The following is a 16,573-nucleotide window of genomic DNA, read 5'->3' on the forward strand; positions in this document are numbered from 1 at the left end:
CTGAGTGCCGCACCTCTCCTGGGTGACGGGGTGCAGTAGCGCAATCACGCCGCCGACGAGGGATGCCTTCCGGGGGGAAGACACTTCAGCGTCAGCGCGGGGGCGTGATCGGATCGGCTTGGAGATTCGAGGGTGACGTGAGACGGCGGGGGACACGAACGATAGCGAACGCGGCGACGGTCCGGCCCATGGCCGGGCCAGCGCCGCGGCGTGCGACGCGCGGCGGGTTGCTGGGAGCGACATCGCTGGCGGCGTTGGTGGGTTGGGGCGTGCTGACGTTCACGGCGCCGGCGGTAGCGCAGCTGCCGACGGGCGGAACGGTGGTGGGCGGCGCGGCGACGATCACGACGGGGACGAACCAGGTCGTGGTGAACCAGACCACGAACCGCGGCGTGATCGACTGGCGAAGCTTCTCGATCGGCCAGGGCAACCGGGTGGACTTCCAGCAGCCTGGCGCCAGTTCGGTGACGCTGAACCGCGTGACGGGGCCTGACCCGTCGGTGATCGCGGGCCAGCTGACGGCGAACGGCCAGATCGTGCTGGTGAACGGGGCGGGTGTCGTGTTCGCCAACGGCGCGCAGGTGAACGTGGGGTCGCTGGCGGCGTCGACGGCGAACATCCGCAACCCGCAGGCGTTCATGGCGGACGGCAAGCTGGTGTTCGACGTGCCGTCACCCAACGCGAATGCCGGCGTGGTGAACGCGGGCACGATCACGGTGCGTGACGGCGGGCTGGTTGGATTGGTCGGGAACATGGCGGCCAACCACGGCGTGATCAACGCGCGGCTGGGTCGTGTGACGATCGGCGGGGCGGAGACGTTCACGGTGGACCTGGCGGGCGATGGGCTGATCAACTTCCAGATCGGCCAGCCGGTGACGCGCCAGCCTGTGGATGGACAGGGTAAGAAGCAGCCGCTGGCATCGAACACGGGGACGATCAACGCGGACGGCGGTGTTGTGACGCTGACGGCGCGTGCGGCGGGCGGCGTTGTCGACAACGTGGTGAACGTGGGCGGTGCGATCCGGGCGCAGGCTGTGAGCCAGGAAGGCGGCGTGCTGGTCCTGGGGGGCGAGGACGGCGGGACGGTGAACATCACCGGGAAGCTGGATGTGTCGGGGAAGAGCCTGGGCCAGCGCGGCGGCCAGGTGATCGCGACGGCGGCGGGCGGCAAGGTGAACGTGGCGTCGAGCGCGGTGATCGATGCGTCGGGCGCGTCGGGCGGCGGTCGTGTGAATATCGGCGGGAACTACCAGGGCAAGGGGCCGCTGCCCAACGCACGGGACACGAAGGTCGAGGCCGGCGCGCGGATCACGGCCGATGCGACGATGATGGGCAACGGCGGCTCAGTGATCGTGTGGGCCGACAACGCGACGGTGTTCGGCGGCACGATCTCGGCGCGGGGCGGCGGGCTAAAGGGCGGCAACGGCGGGTTCGTGGAGGTATCGGGCAAGAACTACCTGGACTACCGCGGCTCGACGGATGTGCGGGCGCCATATGGCATCACAGGCACCCTCCTCCTCGATCCGGCAGATATCCTGATCCAGAATGCGGGGCCGGATAATACCGAGGCTACAGGGGGAGACCCCAATACGATTACCGGCAAGAGTTCGCTCTCGATCCTGACGGTTGGTACGCTGCAGGCGGCGTTGGAGACTGCAAACGTTGTTGTCGACAGTACCGTCGGAACGGGCGATGGCAGCTCGATCTCGGTCATCGATCCTGTGAGCATTCCAGGTGGACGCACACTAACGCTGCTCTCGTCAGGATCGGTCAGCATCGGCGCCGCGATAACAACACCGGGCGATGCGAACCTAACCATTTCAGCATTGGGCGTCTCCGGAACCGGCTCGATATCTTTGGGGAATGGCGCGCTGACCTTGACGACGTCAGGGAACATCGACCTCAGTGGGGCGGCGGTAAAAGCTGGCGTCGTGAATTTCACGGCATCCGGCGGCAGCGTGTCCTTGACCAACGAGAACAACGCAATCGGCGTTGTGGCTGCTGCGCCGAGTTCGGCGGGAGGATTCTTCGGCGACGTCAATATCTTCAACGGTTCGTCCCTGACGATCGGCTCCGGGGGTATCACCACCACGGGACCGATAACCATTCGGGCGACGGGACAGCTGCTCGTGAATGGTGACGTCCGCAGCACGGGAACATCGGGATCGCTGTTCATACAGGCGAGCGGTGCGATCGGCGGGGTCGGCATCCAGCTGACGGCCGGCACGCTGTCTGCGCCGACTGTCACCCTTACGGCGGATGACGGTGATATCGCTCAAACGGTTGGCAGCAGCATAATAAGCAGCGGCACCTTGGGTGTGACGGCGACCGCAGGTGGCGTTCAACTCACCAGCCCGACGAATGACGTCAACGCGATCTTCGGATCAGCGGCGACCAACTTCCGCTACGTCGACGCCAACGCCGTCGTTCTGGGTGAAGTGGTGTTGCCGGGCACGAGTTCCTTTTTCGTCAGGGGAATCAGTGTTGGCGCAGGCGGTTATGTCGACATAGCGGCCAACGCTTTTTCGATCGCCGCGGAAACCGTCTTTGTACCCTATGAAGCGGCTCGGATTGGGGAGATCACAGGGTCGGGCGCAGACAATCCTACGGGCGCTACGGTTCTGCGGTCGACCGCGGCGGGTACACCGATGGTGATCGGAGGCCTTGGTTCAGGTCCCGGCTTGACCGAGATCGCTCTGCGCGGAGGTATTCGCACCGGATCACTGCGGATCGGATCGATCGGTCGTGCTGCCGGCACTACGCTCGGCGGTGCTTCCACGGCGGGGGAAAGTGCTGCGGGATCGCTCACGATTCAAGGCTTGAATCTCTTCGGCTCAGCGGTCGGGACGTTGGTGCTGGAGTCCGGCGCAGGGTCGATCACGCAAACGGATTCCCTGTTCGTGAACGCGCTGGCCACCGGCGTGACGGGCGGCGGATCGGTCACTCTGACCAGCGGCAACGGCGCAGGCACGATCGCTCATATCGCTCGGATCAGCGATACGACACTGGGCACACAAACCGGCGCGTATCAGTACGTCGGTGTTTTCACTGTGACCGCGGCTTCGGTCGGCACCGAGGCAACACCGCTGGTGGGATTGCGCGACAGCGGCACGACGCCGGGCTTGCCGGCGAATGCCGCGATCGTAACATCGGGCGGCAATGTCTCGCTGACATCGCTGTCGTCCGACACTGTCAATATCAACAATGCCCTGGTCGCGATCGGCGCTGTCGTGACGCTGAGCGACCCTACGGGTCCGATCAACAACAGCGCCAATGGTTCGATCGATGTAGGCAGCGGCGGCACGCTGAATCTGAACGCCGGTGGTTCGATCAATCTCGGTGCCGCGCCGATAACGGCCGGAGTCGTCAACTTTGTCTCGGGCGGCAGTGTTACGCTGAACAACCTGAACAATGTCATCGGCGCGGTGGCCAATACCGCAAGCAAGGCGGGGGCACTCTTCGGGAACATCAATATCTTCAGTAAGTCGGCCCTGACGATCGGCCCTGGCGGCATGAGTGCCGGCTTCATCACGATCGGCTCGGCTGAGCAAGTGCTCGTGGCCGGCAACATCACAAGTACCAGCACATCCAGCACGTTGTTGATCACGTCGACCGGTGCGATCGATGGCATCGGCATCCTGCAGACCGGCGGCACCATTTCTGCCCCGCTCATTGAACTGAGTGCTACTGCGGGGGACATCGTTCAGAGAGCCGGCAATATCGTCGCGACCGGCGCTCCCGGCTTTCAAGTGTCTCTCACGGCGAATGCCTCCGGTTCCGTCGACCTGTCGAGTGCGACCAACGACGTTGTGTCTCTGGTCGGCGCAGCGGGCGGTGATTTCCGCTATGTCGATGCCAACACGCTGTCGATCGGCCAGGTGTCGACGTTCACGATCGGGATCACCATCGGCGCTGGGCGTTATGTCGATATCGCGGCGGATGGCATCACCATTACGGCGAACGCACGGATTGGCGGCATCGCGAACCCCTTCGGGCCGGGTGCAGGCGCACCGGCCGACAATCCAAATGGCGTGACGGTGCTGCGCCCCGCCACGGCAAACGCGGCCATGGTGATCGGCGGCACGGGCGCCGCGGGGAACCTGTACACCGAAGCACAGCTGCTCAACAGCATCCGCACCGGCACGCTGCGTATCGGCTCGATCGGTCGCGCGGTGGGCACGGTGTTGGGCGGGGCCGCTACTGCGGCGGAAAACGCCGCCGGCGCGATCACGATCCAGGGCCTGGACTTCACGTCGGGTAGTGTGGTGCAGACGCTGGTGTTGGAGTCAGGTGCCACCGGTACGGCGATCGGTCAGACGGCGGCCGTGAAGGTGAACCACCTGGCCACCGCCGTGGTCGGCAGCGGTTCGGTCGAGCTCACGAACCCCGACAACTCGGTAGCCGGCCTGGCGCATATCGCGCGGGTCGGCGACACGCAACTGGGAACGCAGAGCGGCACGTACCGGTATGTGGACGGCTCGTCGATCCCGGTGATCCGCGTGGCTGGCGCCGGCGCGCGGCTGGTGGGCGCGCGCGACAGTGGCGATACGGCGGGCATGCCGCCCAACAGCGCGATCGTGACCAATGGCGGCGACGTGACCCTGGTGTCGCGTACCGGCAGTATCGAGTTCATCGACGGGCTGGCGGCCATCGGTGCCACGGCGCGCCTGAGTGCCGCCGATCAGATCTTCCAGAGTGCGACCGGCGGCGTCGTGGCCAACAGCCTGCTCGCCGTCGCCGGTGGCAGCGTCGACCTGACGACGGCGGCCGGCCTGAACGATGTGCGGTTCCTGTCGGGCTCGGCGGCGGGCAGTTTCGGGCCACTCGGCGACTTCCGGTTGATCAACAACGCCAGTGTGACGGTGTCCGCCGGCGGTGTGGCCGGTGACAGCCTGGTGGCCGGTGTCGACGGTGTGCATGCTGGCCCTGGCGCGACGCTTGAACTGGCGATTCGCACGGGTGATATCACCGTCAACAATACGACGCTGACGACTGTCGATGGTTTGGTTCTGTTGCGGCGCGTCGCGGGTGCGACGGGCAGCGAGATCATCCTGAACAACGTGTCGTTCGACAGCGGCAGCGGTTCGCCGAATCTCGTGGTGCTGGACCTGACCGGCAGTCCCGCGATGGCTCCCGGCAATTTCGCAGCGCTGAAGTCGAGCAGCACGCCGCCCAGCGGCACGTCGGCGATTCCGATCGGCCCCAATCCTGACGGCGGCATCCTGTTGACCAACGTCAATGCCGGCAACACGACGGTGTACCTCGTCGGTGGCGCGGGCTCGACGATCAGCGGCAGTGGCACGTACGGCCTGCTGGGTGTCTACGTGGCGCACAGTAACCCGATCGCGCTGACGGGCAGCGTGCGTCAGATCGATCCGACGTCGTCGCATTCGGTGACGGCACCGTTCAGCGAGCCGTTCGACTCCACGACGTTCGCCGGCTTCTACGTACGACGGCGTGGCGAAGTCGTTGATCTGCAGACGTTCAATACCTGCGTCATCGGCACCGGCCTCTGTCCGGTTCCGCCGCCGCCGGAAACCGACGAGCCCCATATTCCGACGTCGGTGACCCGGCAGCCGGATAATACCGCCAGCCTGGTCGGCGCACCGGATCTGCTGGTGATCAACATTGTTACCGATATCAGCACGCCGACGCCGCTGGGGTTGTCGACGGTGATCCTGGTCAACCAGGGTAACGAGAACTTCTTCAACGTCGATGACGATCAGCGCAAGCAGCGCGCCGCGCGGGGCGGACAATGAGCTGCCTGGAGGAACGTCGCGTGGAGCGGCGGGACTTGGCGCCGCAGACAACGTGGATCCACACGATCAGTTGGCACGACAGGGGATGGTGATGGCACAGACCCAGACGAGCGTATTGCAGTCCGGCCGGCGTGATGCCGGCACCGTGCGCGGCAAAGTTCGCTCTGGGCTCATGAACGCGACATCGCTGGCGGCGTTGGTGGGTTGGGGCGTTCTGACGTTCACGTCACCGGCGGTAGCGCAGCTGCCGACGGGCGGAACGGTGGTGGGCGGCTCGGCGACGATCACGACCGGAACGAACCAGGTCGTGGTGAACCAGACCACGAACCGTGGCGTGATCGACTGGCGGAGCTTCTCGATCGGCCAGGGCACCCGGGTGGACTTCCAGCAGCCTGGCGCCAGTTCGGTGACGCTGAACCGCGTGACGGGGCCTGACCCGTCGGTGATCGCGGGCCAGCTGACGGCGAACGGCCAGATCGTGCTGGTGAACGGGGCGGGTGTCGTGTTCGCCAACGGCGCGCAGGTGAACGTGGGGTCGCTGGCGGCGTCGACGGCGAACATCCGCAACCCGCAGGCGTTCATGGCGGACGGCAAGCTGGTGTTCGACGTGCCGTCACCCAACGCGAATGCCGGCGTGGTGAACGCGGGCACGATCACGGTGCGTGACGGCGGGCTGGTTGGATTGGTCGGGAACATGGCGGCCAACCACGGCGTGATCAACGCGCGGCTGGGTCGTGTGACGATCGGCGGGGCGGAGACGTTCACGGTGGACCTGGCGGGCGATGGGCTGATCAACTTCCAGATCGGCCAGCCGGTGACGCGCCAGCCTGTGGATGGACAGGGTAAGAAGCAGCCGCTGGCATCGAACACGGGGACGATCAACGCGGACGGCGGTGTTGTGACGCTGACGGCGCGTGCGGCGGGCGGCGTTGTCGACAACGTGGTGAACGTGGGCGGTGCGATCCGGGCGCAGGCTGTGAGCCAGGAAGGCGGCGTGCTGGTCCTGGGGGGCGAGGACGGCGGGACGGTGAACATCACCGGGAAGCTGGATGTGTCGGGGAAGAGCCTGGGCCAGCGCGGCGGCCAGGTGATCGCGACGGCGGCGGGCGGCAAGGTGAACGTGGCGTCGAGCGCGGTGATCGATGCGTCGGGCGCGTCGGGCGGCGGTCGTGTGAATATCGGCGGGAACTACCAGGGCAAGGGGCCGCTGCCCAACGCACGGGACACGAAGGTCGAGGCCGGCGCGCGGATCACGGCCGATGCGACGATGATGGGCAACGGCGGCTCAGTGATCGTGTGGGCCGACAACGCGACGGTGTTCGGCGGCACGATCTCGGCGAAGGGTGGCCTCAAAGGAGGCAACGGCGGCTTCGTCGAAACGTCGGGCAAGATCGATCTGTCGGTATTGCCCGGCGCATCGGTTGCCGCGTCCGCAGTTGCCGGCACTGCAGGGATGTGGCTGCTCGATCCGCGCAATGTGAACATTGTGACTGGCGGTGCAGGGTCCGTCGTCGGTGGCGTGAACAATCCTCCGGATGACCCGGGACCGAGTGGCTCCGCGCACACAATCGATCCGGCAGTGATAGCCGCTGCCCTCAACGGCGGCTCGAACGTTACGATCACGACCAATGCCGTCGGCATCACGCCGTTCGATACAGGCATCATTACGGTCGTGAACGCCATCACGTGGACGACGGCCAACACACTGACGTTGTTGGCTGATGGAGCCATTAATATCAACGCCCCCATCACCGCGTCGGGAAACGGCAATCTGACGCTTACCAGCATAGGATCAAGCATCAACGGCAATGCTGCGGGTGTGATTTCACTGGGCAGCGGCACGTTGAACCTGAACGCCAACTTCGGCATCAATCTGGGGTCTGCCGCCATCACCGCCGGCATCGTCAACTTCAAGGCGTTGAATGGCGTGACCCTGAACAACGCGGGCAACGCGATTGGCACCGTGGCCGATACCGCGAGTTCGGCGGGATCGGTCTTCGGCATCAGCATCAAGAGCACGACGGCCTTGACGATCGGCAAGGGTGGGATCACCGCGCCCGATGCGCCGATCACCATCGAGTCGGGGCAGCAGGTGCTCGTGACCGGTAACATCACGAGCCCTGGCACCACCGGGATATTGACGATCACGTCGACCGGTGCCATCGGTGGCACGGGAATCCTGCAGACGGGCGGCACCCTGAACGTGCCCCGGGTCATTCTCAACGCCACGGCAGGTGATATTGTCCAGACAGGCGGCAACATCATCGCGGCAGGCAGTCCGGGTTTCCCCACGGCTCTGACGGCGACCGCGGCTGGTTCCGTCGATCTGCCCAGTGCGACCAACAACGTCGTGTCCCTGGTCGGTGCGGCGGGGGCGAATTTCCGCTACGTCAACGGCGGCCCGCTGACGATCGGCCAGATCAGCACCGTCACGATCGGCATTACGATCGGCAGTGGCAATTATCTCGATATCGCGGCCGACACGATCAACGTCGTCGGCGGGGCCCGGATCGGCGGTATTGCGACCGGAACACCGGGGGCGTCTCTCGCGGCGGACAACCCCGACGGCGTGACCGTGCTACGGCCCACCTCGGCGAGCGCGGCGATGGTGGTCGGCGGTGCCGGCGGCACCACCGGCAACCTGATGACGGAAGCGCAGCTGATCGCCAGCGTTCGTACCGGCACGCTGCGGTTGGGGTCGATCGGCCGTGGTGCGGTCCAACTCGGCGGTGTTCTTACGGCAGTGGAAAACCCAGCCGGCGCGATCACCGTTCAGGGCCTGAACTTCTCCGGCGCCGGCCAGTTGCTGCAGCGGCTGGTGCTGGAGTCGGGCACCTCGATCCAGCAGACGGGGGCGATCGTCCTGACACGCGGTGGCGGTTTCGAAGGGGCCCTGGCCACGGCAGTCCGCGGCGCTGGATCGGTGGAGCTGACGAACCCGGGTAATTCCGTGACCGGCCTGGCGCACGTCGCGGTCGAGAGCGATACGACCTTGGCCACGCAGAGCGGCACGTTCCGCTATGTCGATGGATCATCCATCCCCGTGGTCTCCGTGGCCGGTCCCGGCACGCCGCTGATCGGCGCGCGCGACAGCGGCGCGGCACCGGGCGCACCGGCCAACAGCGCGATCCTGACCAATGGCGGCGACGTGACCCTGGTCGCGCTCGGCGGCAGCATCGAATTCATCAACGGCATGGCCGCCATCGGCGCCGTGGCCCGCTTGAATGCGGCGGCCGGCGATATCTTCCAGAGCGCGGCAGGCGGTGTGGTGGCCAACGGCCTGCTGGCGGTGGCCGCCAGCGTGGTCGACCTGACGACGGCGGTCGGCCTGAACGATGTGCGGTTCCTATCGGGCTCGGCGGCGGGCAGCTTCGGGCCGCTCGGTGATTTCCGGCTGATCAACAATGCCAGTGTGACGGTGTCCGCCGGCGGTGTGGCCGGCGACAGTTTGGTGGCGGCGGTCGACGGCGTGCGTGCCGGCGCCGGCGCGACCCTGGAGCTGGCGATTCGATCCGGCGACATCACCGTCAACAACACGACGCTGACGACTGTCGATGGTTTGGTTCTGTTGCGGCGCGTGGCCGGGGCCACGGGCAGCGAGATCATCCTGAACAATGTGTCGTTCGACAGCGGCAGCGGTTCGCCGAACCTCGTGGTGCTCGACCTGACCGGCAGTCCCGTGCTGGGGCCGGGCAGCTTCGCGGGCCTGAAGACCAGCGTCACGCCGCCCAGCGGTACGTCGGCGATCCCGATCGGCCCCAATCCTGACGGCGGCATCCTCTTGACCAACGTCAATGCCGGCAACACGACGGTGTACCTGGTCGGTGGTGCAGGCTCGACGATCAGCGGCAGCGGCACGTACGGCCTGCTGGGTGTCTATGTGGCGCACAGTAACCCGATCGCGCTGACGGGCAGCGTGCGCCAGATCGATCCGACATCATCGCATTCGGTGACGGCGCCCTTCAGCGAGCCGTTCGACTCCACGACGTTTGCCGGCTTCTACGTGCGTCGGCGCGGCGAGGTGGTCGATCTCCAGACGTTCAATACCTGCGTCATCGGCACCGGCCTCTGTCCGGTCCCGCCACCGCCGCCACCGCCACCAGAAACTGACGAGTTCCATATCCCGGACTCGGTCACCCGGCAGCCGGACGACTCCGGCCGCCTGGTCGGCGTGCCGGACCTGCTGCTGATCGACATCGTCACCGATCGCAGCTCACCGACGCCGCTCAGGCTGTCGACGGTGATTCTGGTCAACCAGGGTAACGAGTATTTCTTCAACGTCGACGAGGAACGGCGCAAGCAGCGCGCCGCGCGAGGCGGACAATGAGGACCATAGCGCCCCTTCTCATGCTGTCGTTGGTGGCGACCACCAGCGCTATGGCACAGCAGCCGGCCGGTCAGACCCGCGCTGGTGAGGCCTGCACCTATGCGCCGGTAGCAGCGGAGTCGTCCGTTCGCGCACGCCAGGCCGTCGATATCCGCTGCGGCACCGCCAGTGATCCGGTGGGGCGCGTCTATCAGGTCGATGGCACCACCGACAGCGGCGGGCTTGCCGCCGTGACGGCATCGGGCCCGTGGCGGTCGTTGATCGACAGCCGTGCCTTCTGCGAACGGCCCGCGTCAACGACTTTGGCCGGCGAGCCGGCGGCCCTGTTGGCCTGCGCGCGCCGGTCGGGCGGCGTCCCCTATGTCGCGGTGGCGACGTCGCGCGGCGGTTCGACGTTCCTGGGCGAGGGCCTGTCGACGGCAGCGCCGGCGATCGAGGCAACGATCACGGCGTTGTCGGGTGGTGCCGGCGGTGGCCGTGCCGGCGCGCTGGGTGCGGCGTTGGGTGGTCGCTATGCGGCGACCTACAAGGCCGCCGACGCCGATCGCTACCTGGCGCTGATGCGGTTGGGGGCACGGCACAACATCGAGGAAGAATACGCGCCGGCTGAGCGCAATTACCGTGAGGCACTGGCCCTGCAGCAGCGCCTGTTCGGTCGCGACAACGCCGATCAGGCCGATGCGCTCGCCCATGTGGCGATGAATGTCAGCAACCAGGGCCGTTTCGACGAAGCCACGACGTTGTTCCGCCGCGCCGAGGCGTTGGGGGCCGGCACGCGCGATCCCCTGATCCGCGCGCGCCTGCGGCAGTATGTGGCCCAGCACCTGGCCAACCAGGGACGGCGGAACGAAGCGCGCACCGCATTGGACGAAGCCGAGCAGCTCTACTACGTGGCAGCGCCCGATCTGCAGGCGCTGGTCGACAAGGCGGTGGTGCGTGGTTCGGTCGATACGCCACCGCGGGCCTATGGCGTGCGCGGCCAGATCTTCGTCGATCCCCGGCGCGACGCGCAGAGCCGCATCGGCACGTCGATTCCACCAGTGAGCGCCAACACCGAATGGGCGGCGCAGGGCGTCGCCGAGATCTACCGCACGCGTGCGCTGCTGGCGCTGGGCGACAACCAGCCGGCGCAGAGCCAGGCCTATGCCAACAAGGGCATCGCGCTGCTGCAGTCGGTCGGTGCCGATCCCGGCGGCGTGCGCTGGCGCATCGTGCGCGTGGCCGGCTTGGGTGCCGCGGCAGGCCAGAACCTGCCGCAGGCCAGCAGCGAGTTGGGCGGCTCGGCGCGCGGGTTGAGCGAGTCGTTGCCGCAGTCGCAGCCGGCCGGCAAGACGTACTTCGAGTCGGGCGCCGTGCGCCTGCAGCGCGGCAACAACTCTGCGGCACTGTCCGAGTTCCGTCGCGGTGCGCAGATCCTGCGCGCGCGGCGCAACACCCTGCCGGCGGATACGGTGTTGCCCTATCTCGATGCGCTGGCCGGCGGATCGCGGCTGCTGTCGGGCTCGGCCGCGACCGAGATGTTCGACGCCTCGCAGCTGATCGGCTCGAGCGTGACGGCGGCGTTCGTCGCCCAGGCCGCCGTGCGCATGGGTACGGCGCACCGCAGCGTGAAGGCGCTGCAGGACCAGGAGCAGGCACTGGCCGAACTGTTCCAGCGCCGCGACATCGCCGCCAACAGCGGCGCCGACAGCGCCGTGCTGCAGGATATCGACCGCCAGATTGGCGATGCCACCCGCGCGCGCAACGAGGCCGAGCAGCAGGTGCGGCGCGAAGTGCCGAACTACTTCCAGCTGCTGCAGGGCCAGCCGACCGCGGCCGACTTGCTGGGCACCCTGCGCGCCGGCGAGGCGTTCCTGCAGATCGTGTTGGGCGAGAAAGGCGGCTACGGCGTGTTGGCGCGCGACGGCGCCCTGACCGCCTACCGCATCGACCTGTCGTCGGCACAGGCGGCGCAGACCGTACAGACCTTGCGCAAGGCATTCATGCCTGATGCGCGCGGCGAACTGCCGGCTTACGACGTGGCGATGGCGCACGATCTCTATCAGCGCCTGCTGGGCCCCGTGAAGGCGCGGTTGGCTGGCGTGCGCGAGCTGATCGTGGCGGCCGACGGTGCACTGCAGTCGCTGCCGTTCGCATTGCTGGTCAGCGAAGCGCCGCCGCCGATCGCCAGTCCCGCCGACTACAAGAGCGTGGCCTGGCTGGTGAAGTCGATGACCCTGGCTTACGTACCCGCGGCGCAGTCCTTCGTGCTGCTGCGCGGGGTGGCGGCACGGTCGCGGGCGCCCAACGCCTATGTCGGCTTCGGCGGCTTCACGCGTATCACGCAGGCGGCGGCGGGTCAGGCCCTGCAGGTGGTCCGCGACGGCGCCACGCCGGTGCCGGCTGCTTGTGTTACCGATGCGCGCGAGTTGGCGGCGCTGCCGCCGCTGGCGCTGGCGGAATCGGAGGTCGCGCTGACCGCCGACAAGCTCGGCGCCGGCCGCGGTAGTGCCCGCACCGGCGCCGCGTTCAGCCGTTCGGCGGTATTGCGCGGCGGGTTGGAGCGGTACCGCATCGTGCACTTCGCCACGCACGCGCTGCTGCCGACGGAACTGCGCTGCGTGCAGCAGCCTGTGGTGCTGACCGGTGCCGGTGCCGGCGCCGAGGCCCTGCTGACCGCGGCCGACATCGCTGCCCTGCGCATGGACGCCGACCTGGTGGTGCTGTCGGCCTGCAACACGGCCGGACCCGATGGCCGCAGCGCCGGTGAGGCGTTCTCCGGCCTGGCGCGCTCGTTCTTCACCGCCGGCACGCGTGGCGTGCTGGCCTCGCACTGGAACGTCGCCGACGAATCGACGACCCTGATGATGATCAACCTGCTGACCGAGACCGCCAAGGGCACGCCGGCGGCGGTGTCCCTGCGCAACGTGCAGGTCGGCATGCTCGACGGCGCCGGCGCCGGCAGTGACCCGGTGCGCTGGGCGCATCCGTTCTACTGGGCGCCGTTCGTCTACGCCGGCGGCTGAGACGCTTCATATCCGCGTAGGATGAGTGTCTTGGTCGCCGCGGGCAGCTCTTCCCAAAGACGGAAAGCCGATATCAGGCTTTCACTGGTCTTGGCGTTCTCCGGGGGTGTTTCACCGCAGGTGATGTAGTGCGCGGCATACTGCGATCGGTAGGCCATGGTTGAGCGTCCTGAATGAGCCCGGGGGATTTTCCGGGCCATGATCGCCGCCCAGATGACCCTGTCGCCGATCGCGCCGAGGGCCGGCGGCATGGCGGTCCACAGCGACAGCACTTCAAAGGCACGGCGGTGGATCCACAGGCAGCTGGTGTCGGTATGGGTTTCCCCATCGCCTGCTTCACCGCCTGCGATGAGCACCGAGCCGTCGGCGCGGTGGATGTTACGGCCTGAGGTGCAGACCAGGGCGCCGGTGCGCTGGTGCAGCGCCACCAACGACCCGACATGGTCGTCGTGATACCAGTTGTCGGCGTCGAGGAAGGCGACGGCATCGACACCGTCGCCAGCCGCCGCCATGGCGCCGATGCATCGCGCGGCGTTGCCCACGTCGTTGTGGGGGCGCGGCAGTTGCAGATGCTCCACCGGCCATGTCGAGATGACTGGTACGGGATAACCGTCCGCCACCATGTAGTGCCGGCACGGGTGGGTTTGGCGCGCGACGCTCTCGTGGCAGGCGCGCAGGACGTCCAGTGGTTCCCGATAGTAGGGCGTGATAACTGCCACTCTCATCGCGGACCGCTCGTGCATTGATTGTCATGCCGCGTGGCGTCGGCGTATCTTTTATCGAACCGGCTCCGCATCCTGCTTGGCTTTCTGTCTCCATTCCACGGGCACGGCATGACGATATTCTCCGGTCTGATGATCGCCACGCCTTGCTATGGTGGCGTTGTCACGAACGCCTATCTGCTGTCGATGGTCCGGACTTGTGCCGTGCTGACGGCGCGCGGCCTGCGCCATGAGTTGGTGACAGCCGCCGGCGACAGCCTGGTCATGCGAGCCCGGAACACGCTGGTGTCTGTCTTCATGGCGTCCGGGCATTCCCACCTGATGTTCATTGACGCCGATGTCGAGTGGCCCGCGGAGGCTGTCGTTGCCCTCCTGGAGGCCGACAAGGACGTCGTGTGTGGCGCCTATCCGAAGAAAGTGATGCCCAGGGCCTATGCCGTCAACTTTCTCGACGGTCCGGCGGAGCGCGATCCCTTGGGGCGCATCGAGATCAAGGAAGCAGCCGCTGGTTTCCTGATGATCCGACGTGCCGTATTCGAGCGCATGATGCAGGCGTACCCGCAGACTCGCTATGGCGGCACTGCGGGACTGTCGGATCAGCAAAGCCAGCTGACCTACGCTTTGTTCGACTGCCTCATCGACGAGGATGATCCGCAGCGGCAGTACCTCTCCGAGGACTATGGCTTCTGCCGGCGCTGGCGTGCCATCGGCGGGCGCATCTGGCTCGACCCGCGGCTGGAACTGCGGCACCACGGCGCGACCGCCTTCGAGGGCAAGGCGGCGGAGCTGCAGCGGCTCTGATCAGCTCGCGATGCCGTCGAAGATCGTGACGGCGAGCTGCGATGCGATCTGCTCGATCGACCGCTTGCCCGGCTTGTACCACTCGACCGTCCAGTTGATGGCGCCCAGGATCTGCAGGCGCAGCACCGACAGGTCGATGTCGCGGCGCAGCTCGCCGGCGCGCCGGGCGCCCTCCAGCAGCTTACGCCAATATTCGCCGTAGGCGCGATGGACATGGATATGGCGCTGGCGGATCTCGCTGGGTACCTGTGCGAACAGCCGCTGGTTGGCGGTCGCGAAGTGGTTCAGCTTCAGGGTGAACAACAGGTGCGTGGCGATCGCCGTTGTGATCCGCGCGCGGTGGGTGCTGTCGGCCGGCATCGACTCGACCTTGTCGCGCACGGCATCGAAGACGCCGGTGACGCCCAGCCGCAGCACTTCCTCGACCAGGTCCTCGCGCGATTCGAAGTAGTAGTAGATGCTGCCGGCGAACGTGTCGGCTTCGGTAGCGATATCGCTCAGCCGCGTATCGGCGTAGCCGTTCTGGGCGAACACCCGCGCCGCGGCGTCGAGGATGCGCCGCCGCGTTGCCTCCGATTTGCTGAGCGCCGGCGGATCGCTCGCCTCGGCGGAGGCCCGCCGCCGGGTCTCCGTCTTGGCCGCCGTCCCACGCCGCGCCACCACTCGCCCCATGACCTTTTCCTTCTCGCCAGACGGGCGTTTTCTAGCGCCGATTCGGCGATTTCCCAAGCCTCCTCACGCCGTCATGAGCTCGTCCAACCGCCGCAGCGCCACGTTGTCGCGTAGCAGCCGGTGGTCCTGGGCCAGGCGCCCGCGGGCGATCGCGGTGCGCAGGTGCCGTTCCATCAGCACCGCCACTTTCAGGGCCGCGAACAGGCGGTACCAGCCGAAATGCGCCAGCGCGCGGCCGGCCAGGTCCTGATAGACGGCCACGACCGCATCGTCGGTGGGGAAACCGGGCAGGGGCGGCACGCCGGCGCCCACAGTGCGCATGCGGTTCATCTCCAGCAGCCAGGCGATGTCGAGTTCGGCCGGGCCGAGGCCTGCCAGCTCCCAGTCCAGCAGCGCCGCCACGTCGAAGCCGTGCGCGATCACGTTGGCCGGCCGCGCGTCGCCCCACAGCAGGCATGGCGCAGACTCGGGCGGCCGGTCGCGTTGGACGGCGGCGAACCCGCGTTCGATCACGGCATGGCGGTCGGCGCCGGCGCCCCAGTCGTGCAGGGCGCGATACCAGGCGATCTCGCCGTCCAGCGGCCGGTCCAGATCGCGCGCCAGCGGCGCCAGGTTCAGTGCGCGCCAGTCGGCGGCATGCACGGCGTGGATGGCGCGCAGCAGGGACTGGGCGAAGCGATGCTGGTCGACGGGCGGTGCCTCGAACAGCCAGCCGGCCTCGACGAAGCTGGGTCGATCATCGCTGGGCACACGGCCGGCCACGTAGCCCGTCACCAGCATCGGCCGACCCAGAACGGCGCCGGTCGGGTCGACCGCCAGGGCTGGCGGCACGGGCGGCGCCTGCCGCTGGGCCAGGCCTTTCAGCACCCGGTATTCGCGCGTGACGTCATAGTCGCGGAACATCGCCGGTCCATCCGGCTTGACGCGCACGACCACCCGCGATGGGCTGTTGCCGGCCAGGTCGACCAGCACGGTCTCGTTCGACCAGCCGCCGCTCGATGACGGCGCCGTAACCTCGGTGACCGTGACCGCGTGGCCCAGTGCCGCCGACAACCAGGCGGCAAAGCGCTCGCGATCGGTCGTCGTTTCAAGCAGCATGTCTTGTTTCGACGTTGTGCTGACAGCCTGTGATTTTGTGGGCCCACGCTGTCATTCCGAGCGTAGCGAGGAATCTTTCGGCGGTTTCGCGACCGTCCACAGTCGGAAAGATCCCTCGCTGCGCTCGGGATGACAGTCGTGCGCTCGTTGAATCACAGCCGAGTAGGACGACGGAACGGTTCATCTGAG

General features: G+C 67.2%; 7 protein-coding genes. 4 read left to right on the top strand and 3 right to left on the bottom strand.

Features of this window, described 5'->3' with window-relative positions; translation table 11 throughout:
• The first annotated feature begins 188 nt into the window (after positions 1-188).
• From FQU96_RS02275 to FQU96_RS02285, 3 genes are all read left to right on the top strand, one after another.
• Positions 189-5,759 carry a filamentous hemagglutinin N-terminal domain-containing protein gene (locus tag FQU96_RS02275; protein ID WP_178130260.1) on the top strand — a complete coding sequence of 1,857 codons (5,571 nt, stop codon included), beginning with the start codon at positions 189-191 and terminating at the stop codon, positions 5,757-5,759.
• 91 nt (positions 5,760-5,850) lie between these two features.
• Positions 5,851-10,086 (top strand): filamentous hemagglutinin N-terminal domain-containing protein, encoded by a 4,236-nt coding sequence (locus FQU96_RS02280; RefSeq protein WP_178130261.1) that lies wholly within the window; start codon positions 5,851-5,853, stop codon positions 10,084-10,086.
• Positions 10,083-13,091: a CHAT domain-containing tetratricopeptide repeat protein gene (locus tag FQU96_RS02285; RefSeq protein ID WP_146539210.1), complete on the top strand. Its 3,009-nt coding sequence runs from the start codon at positions 10,083-10,085 to the stop codon at positions 13,089-13,091. The genes FQU96_RS02280 and FQU96_RS02285 overlap by 4 nt, the downstream gene beginning before the upstream one ends.
• Here the strand turns inward: FQU96_RS02285 and FQU96_RS02290 are convergent.
• On the bottom strand, positions 13,076-13,816 hold the full coding sequence (locus FQU96_RS02290; RefSeq protein WP_178130262.1) for a glycosyltransferase: 741 nt from the start codon (positions 13,814-13,816) through the stop codon (positions 13,076-13,078). The genes FQU96_RS02285 and FQU96_RS02290 overlap by 16 nt on opposite strands.
• Positions 13,817-13,924: 108 nt before the next feature.
• Between FQU96_RS02290 and FQU96_RS02295 the strand changes: the two genes are divergently transcribed.
• Positions 13,925-14,614 (top strand): glycosyltransferase family 2 protein, encoded by a 690-nt coding sequence (locus FQU96_RS02295; RefSeq protein ID WP_146539212.1) that lies wholly within the window; start codon positions 13,925-13,927, stop codon positions 14,612-14,614.
• Here FQU96_RS02295 and FQU96_RS02300 read toward each other — a convergent pair whose 3' ends face one another.
• Together FQU96_RS02300 and FQU96_RS02305 are read right to left on the bottom strand one after the other, a co-directional pair.
• Positions 14,615-15,286, bottom strand: coding sequence for a TetR/AcrR family transcriptional regulator (locus FQU96_RS02300; protein ID WP_146539213.1), 672 nt, complete (start codon positions 15,284-15,286; stop codon positions 14,615-14,617).
• 63 nt (positions 15,287-15,349) lie between these two features.
• The gene (locus FQU96_RS02305; RefSeq protein WP_146539214.1) at positions 15,350-16,384 is read right to left on the bottom strand and encodes a phosphotransferase family protein; all 1,035 of its coding nucleotides are present in this window, start codon (positions 16,382-16,384) and stop codon (positions 15,350-15,352) included.
• Positions 16,385-16,573: the final 189 nt, after the last annotated feature.

The sequence above is a fragment of the Reyranella sp. CPCC 100927 genome (genome assembly GCF_007859315.1).
GTDB lineage: Bacteria > Pseudomonadota > Alphaproteobacteria > Reyranellales > Reyranellaceae > Vineibacter.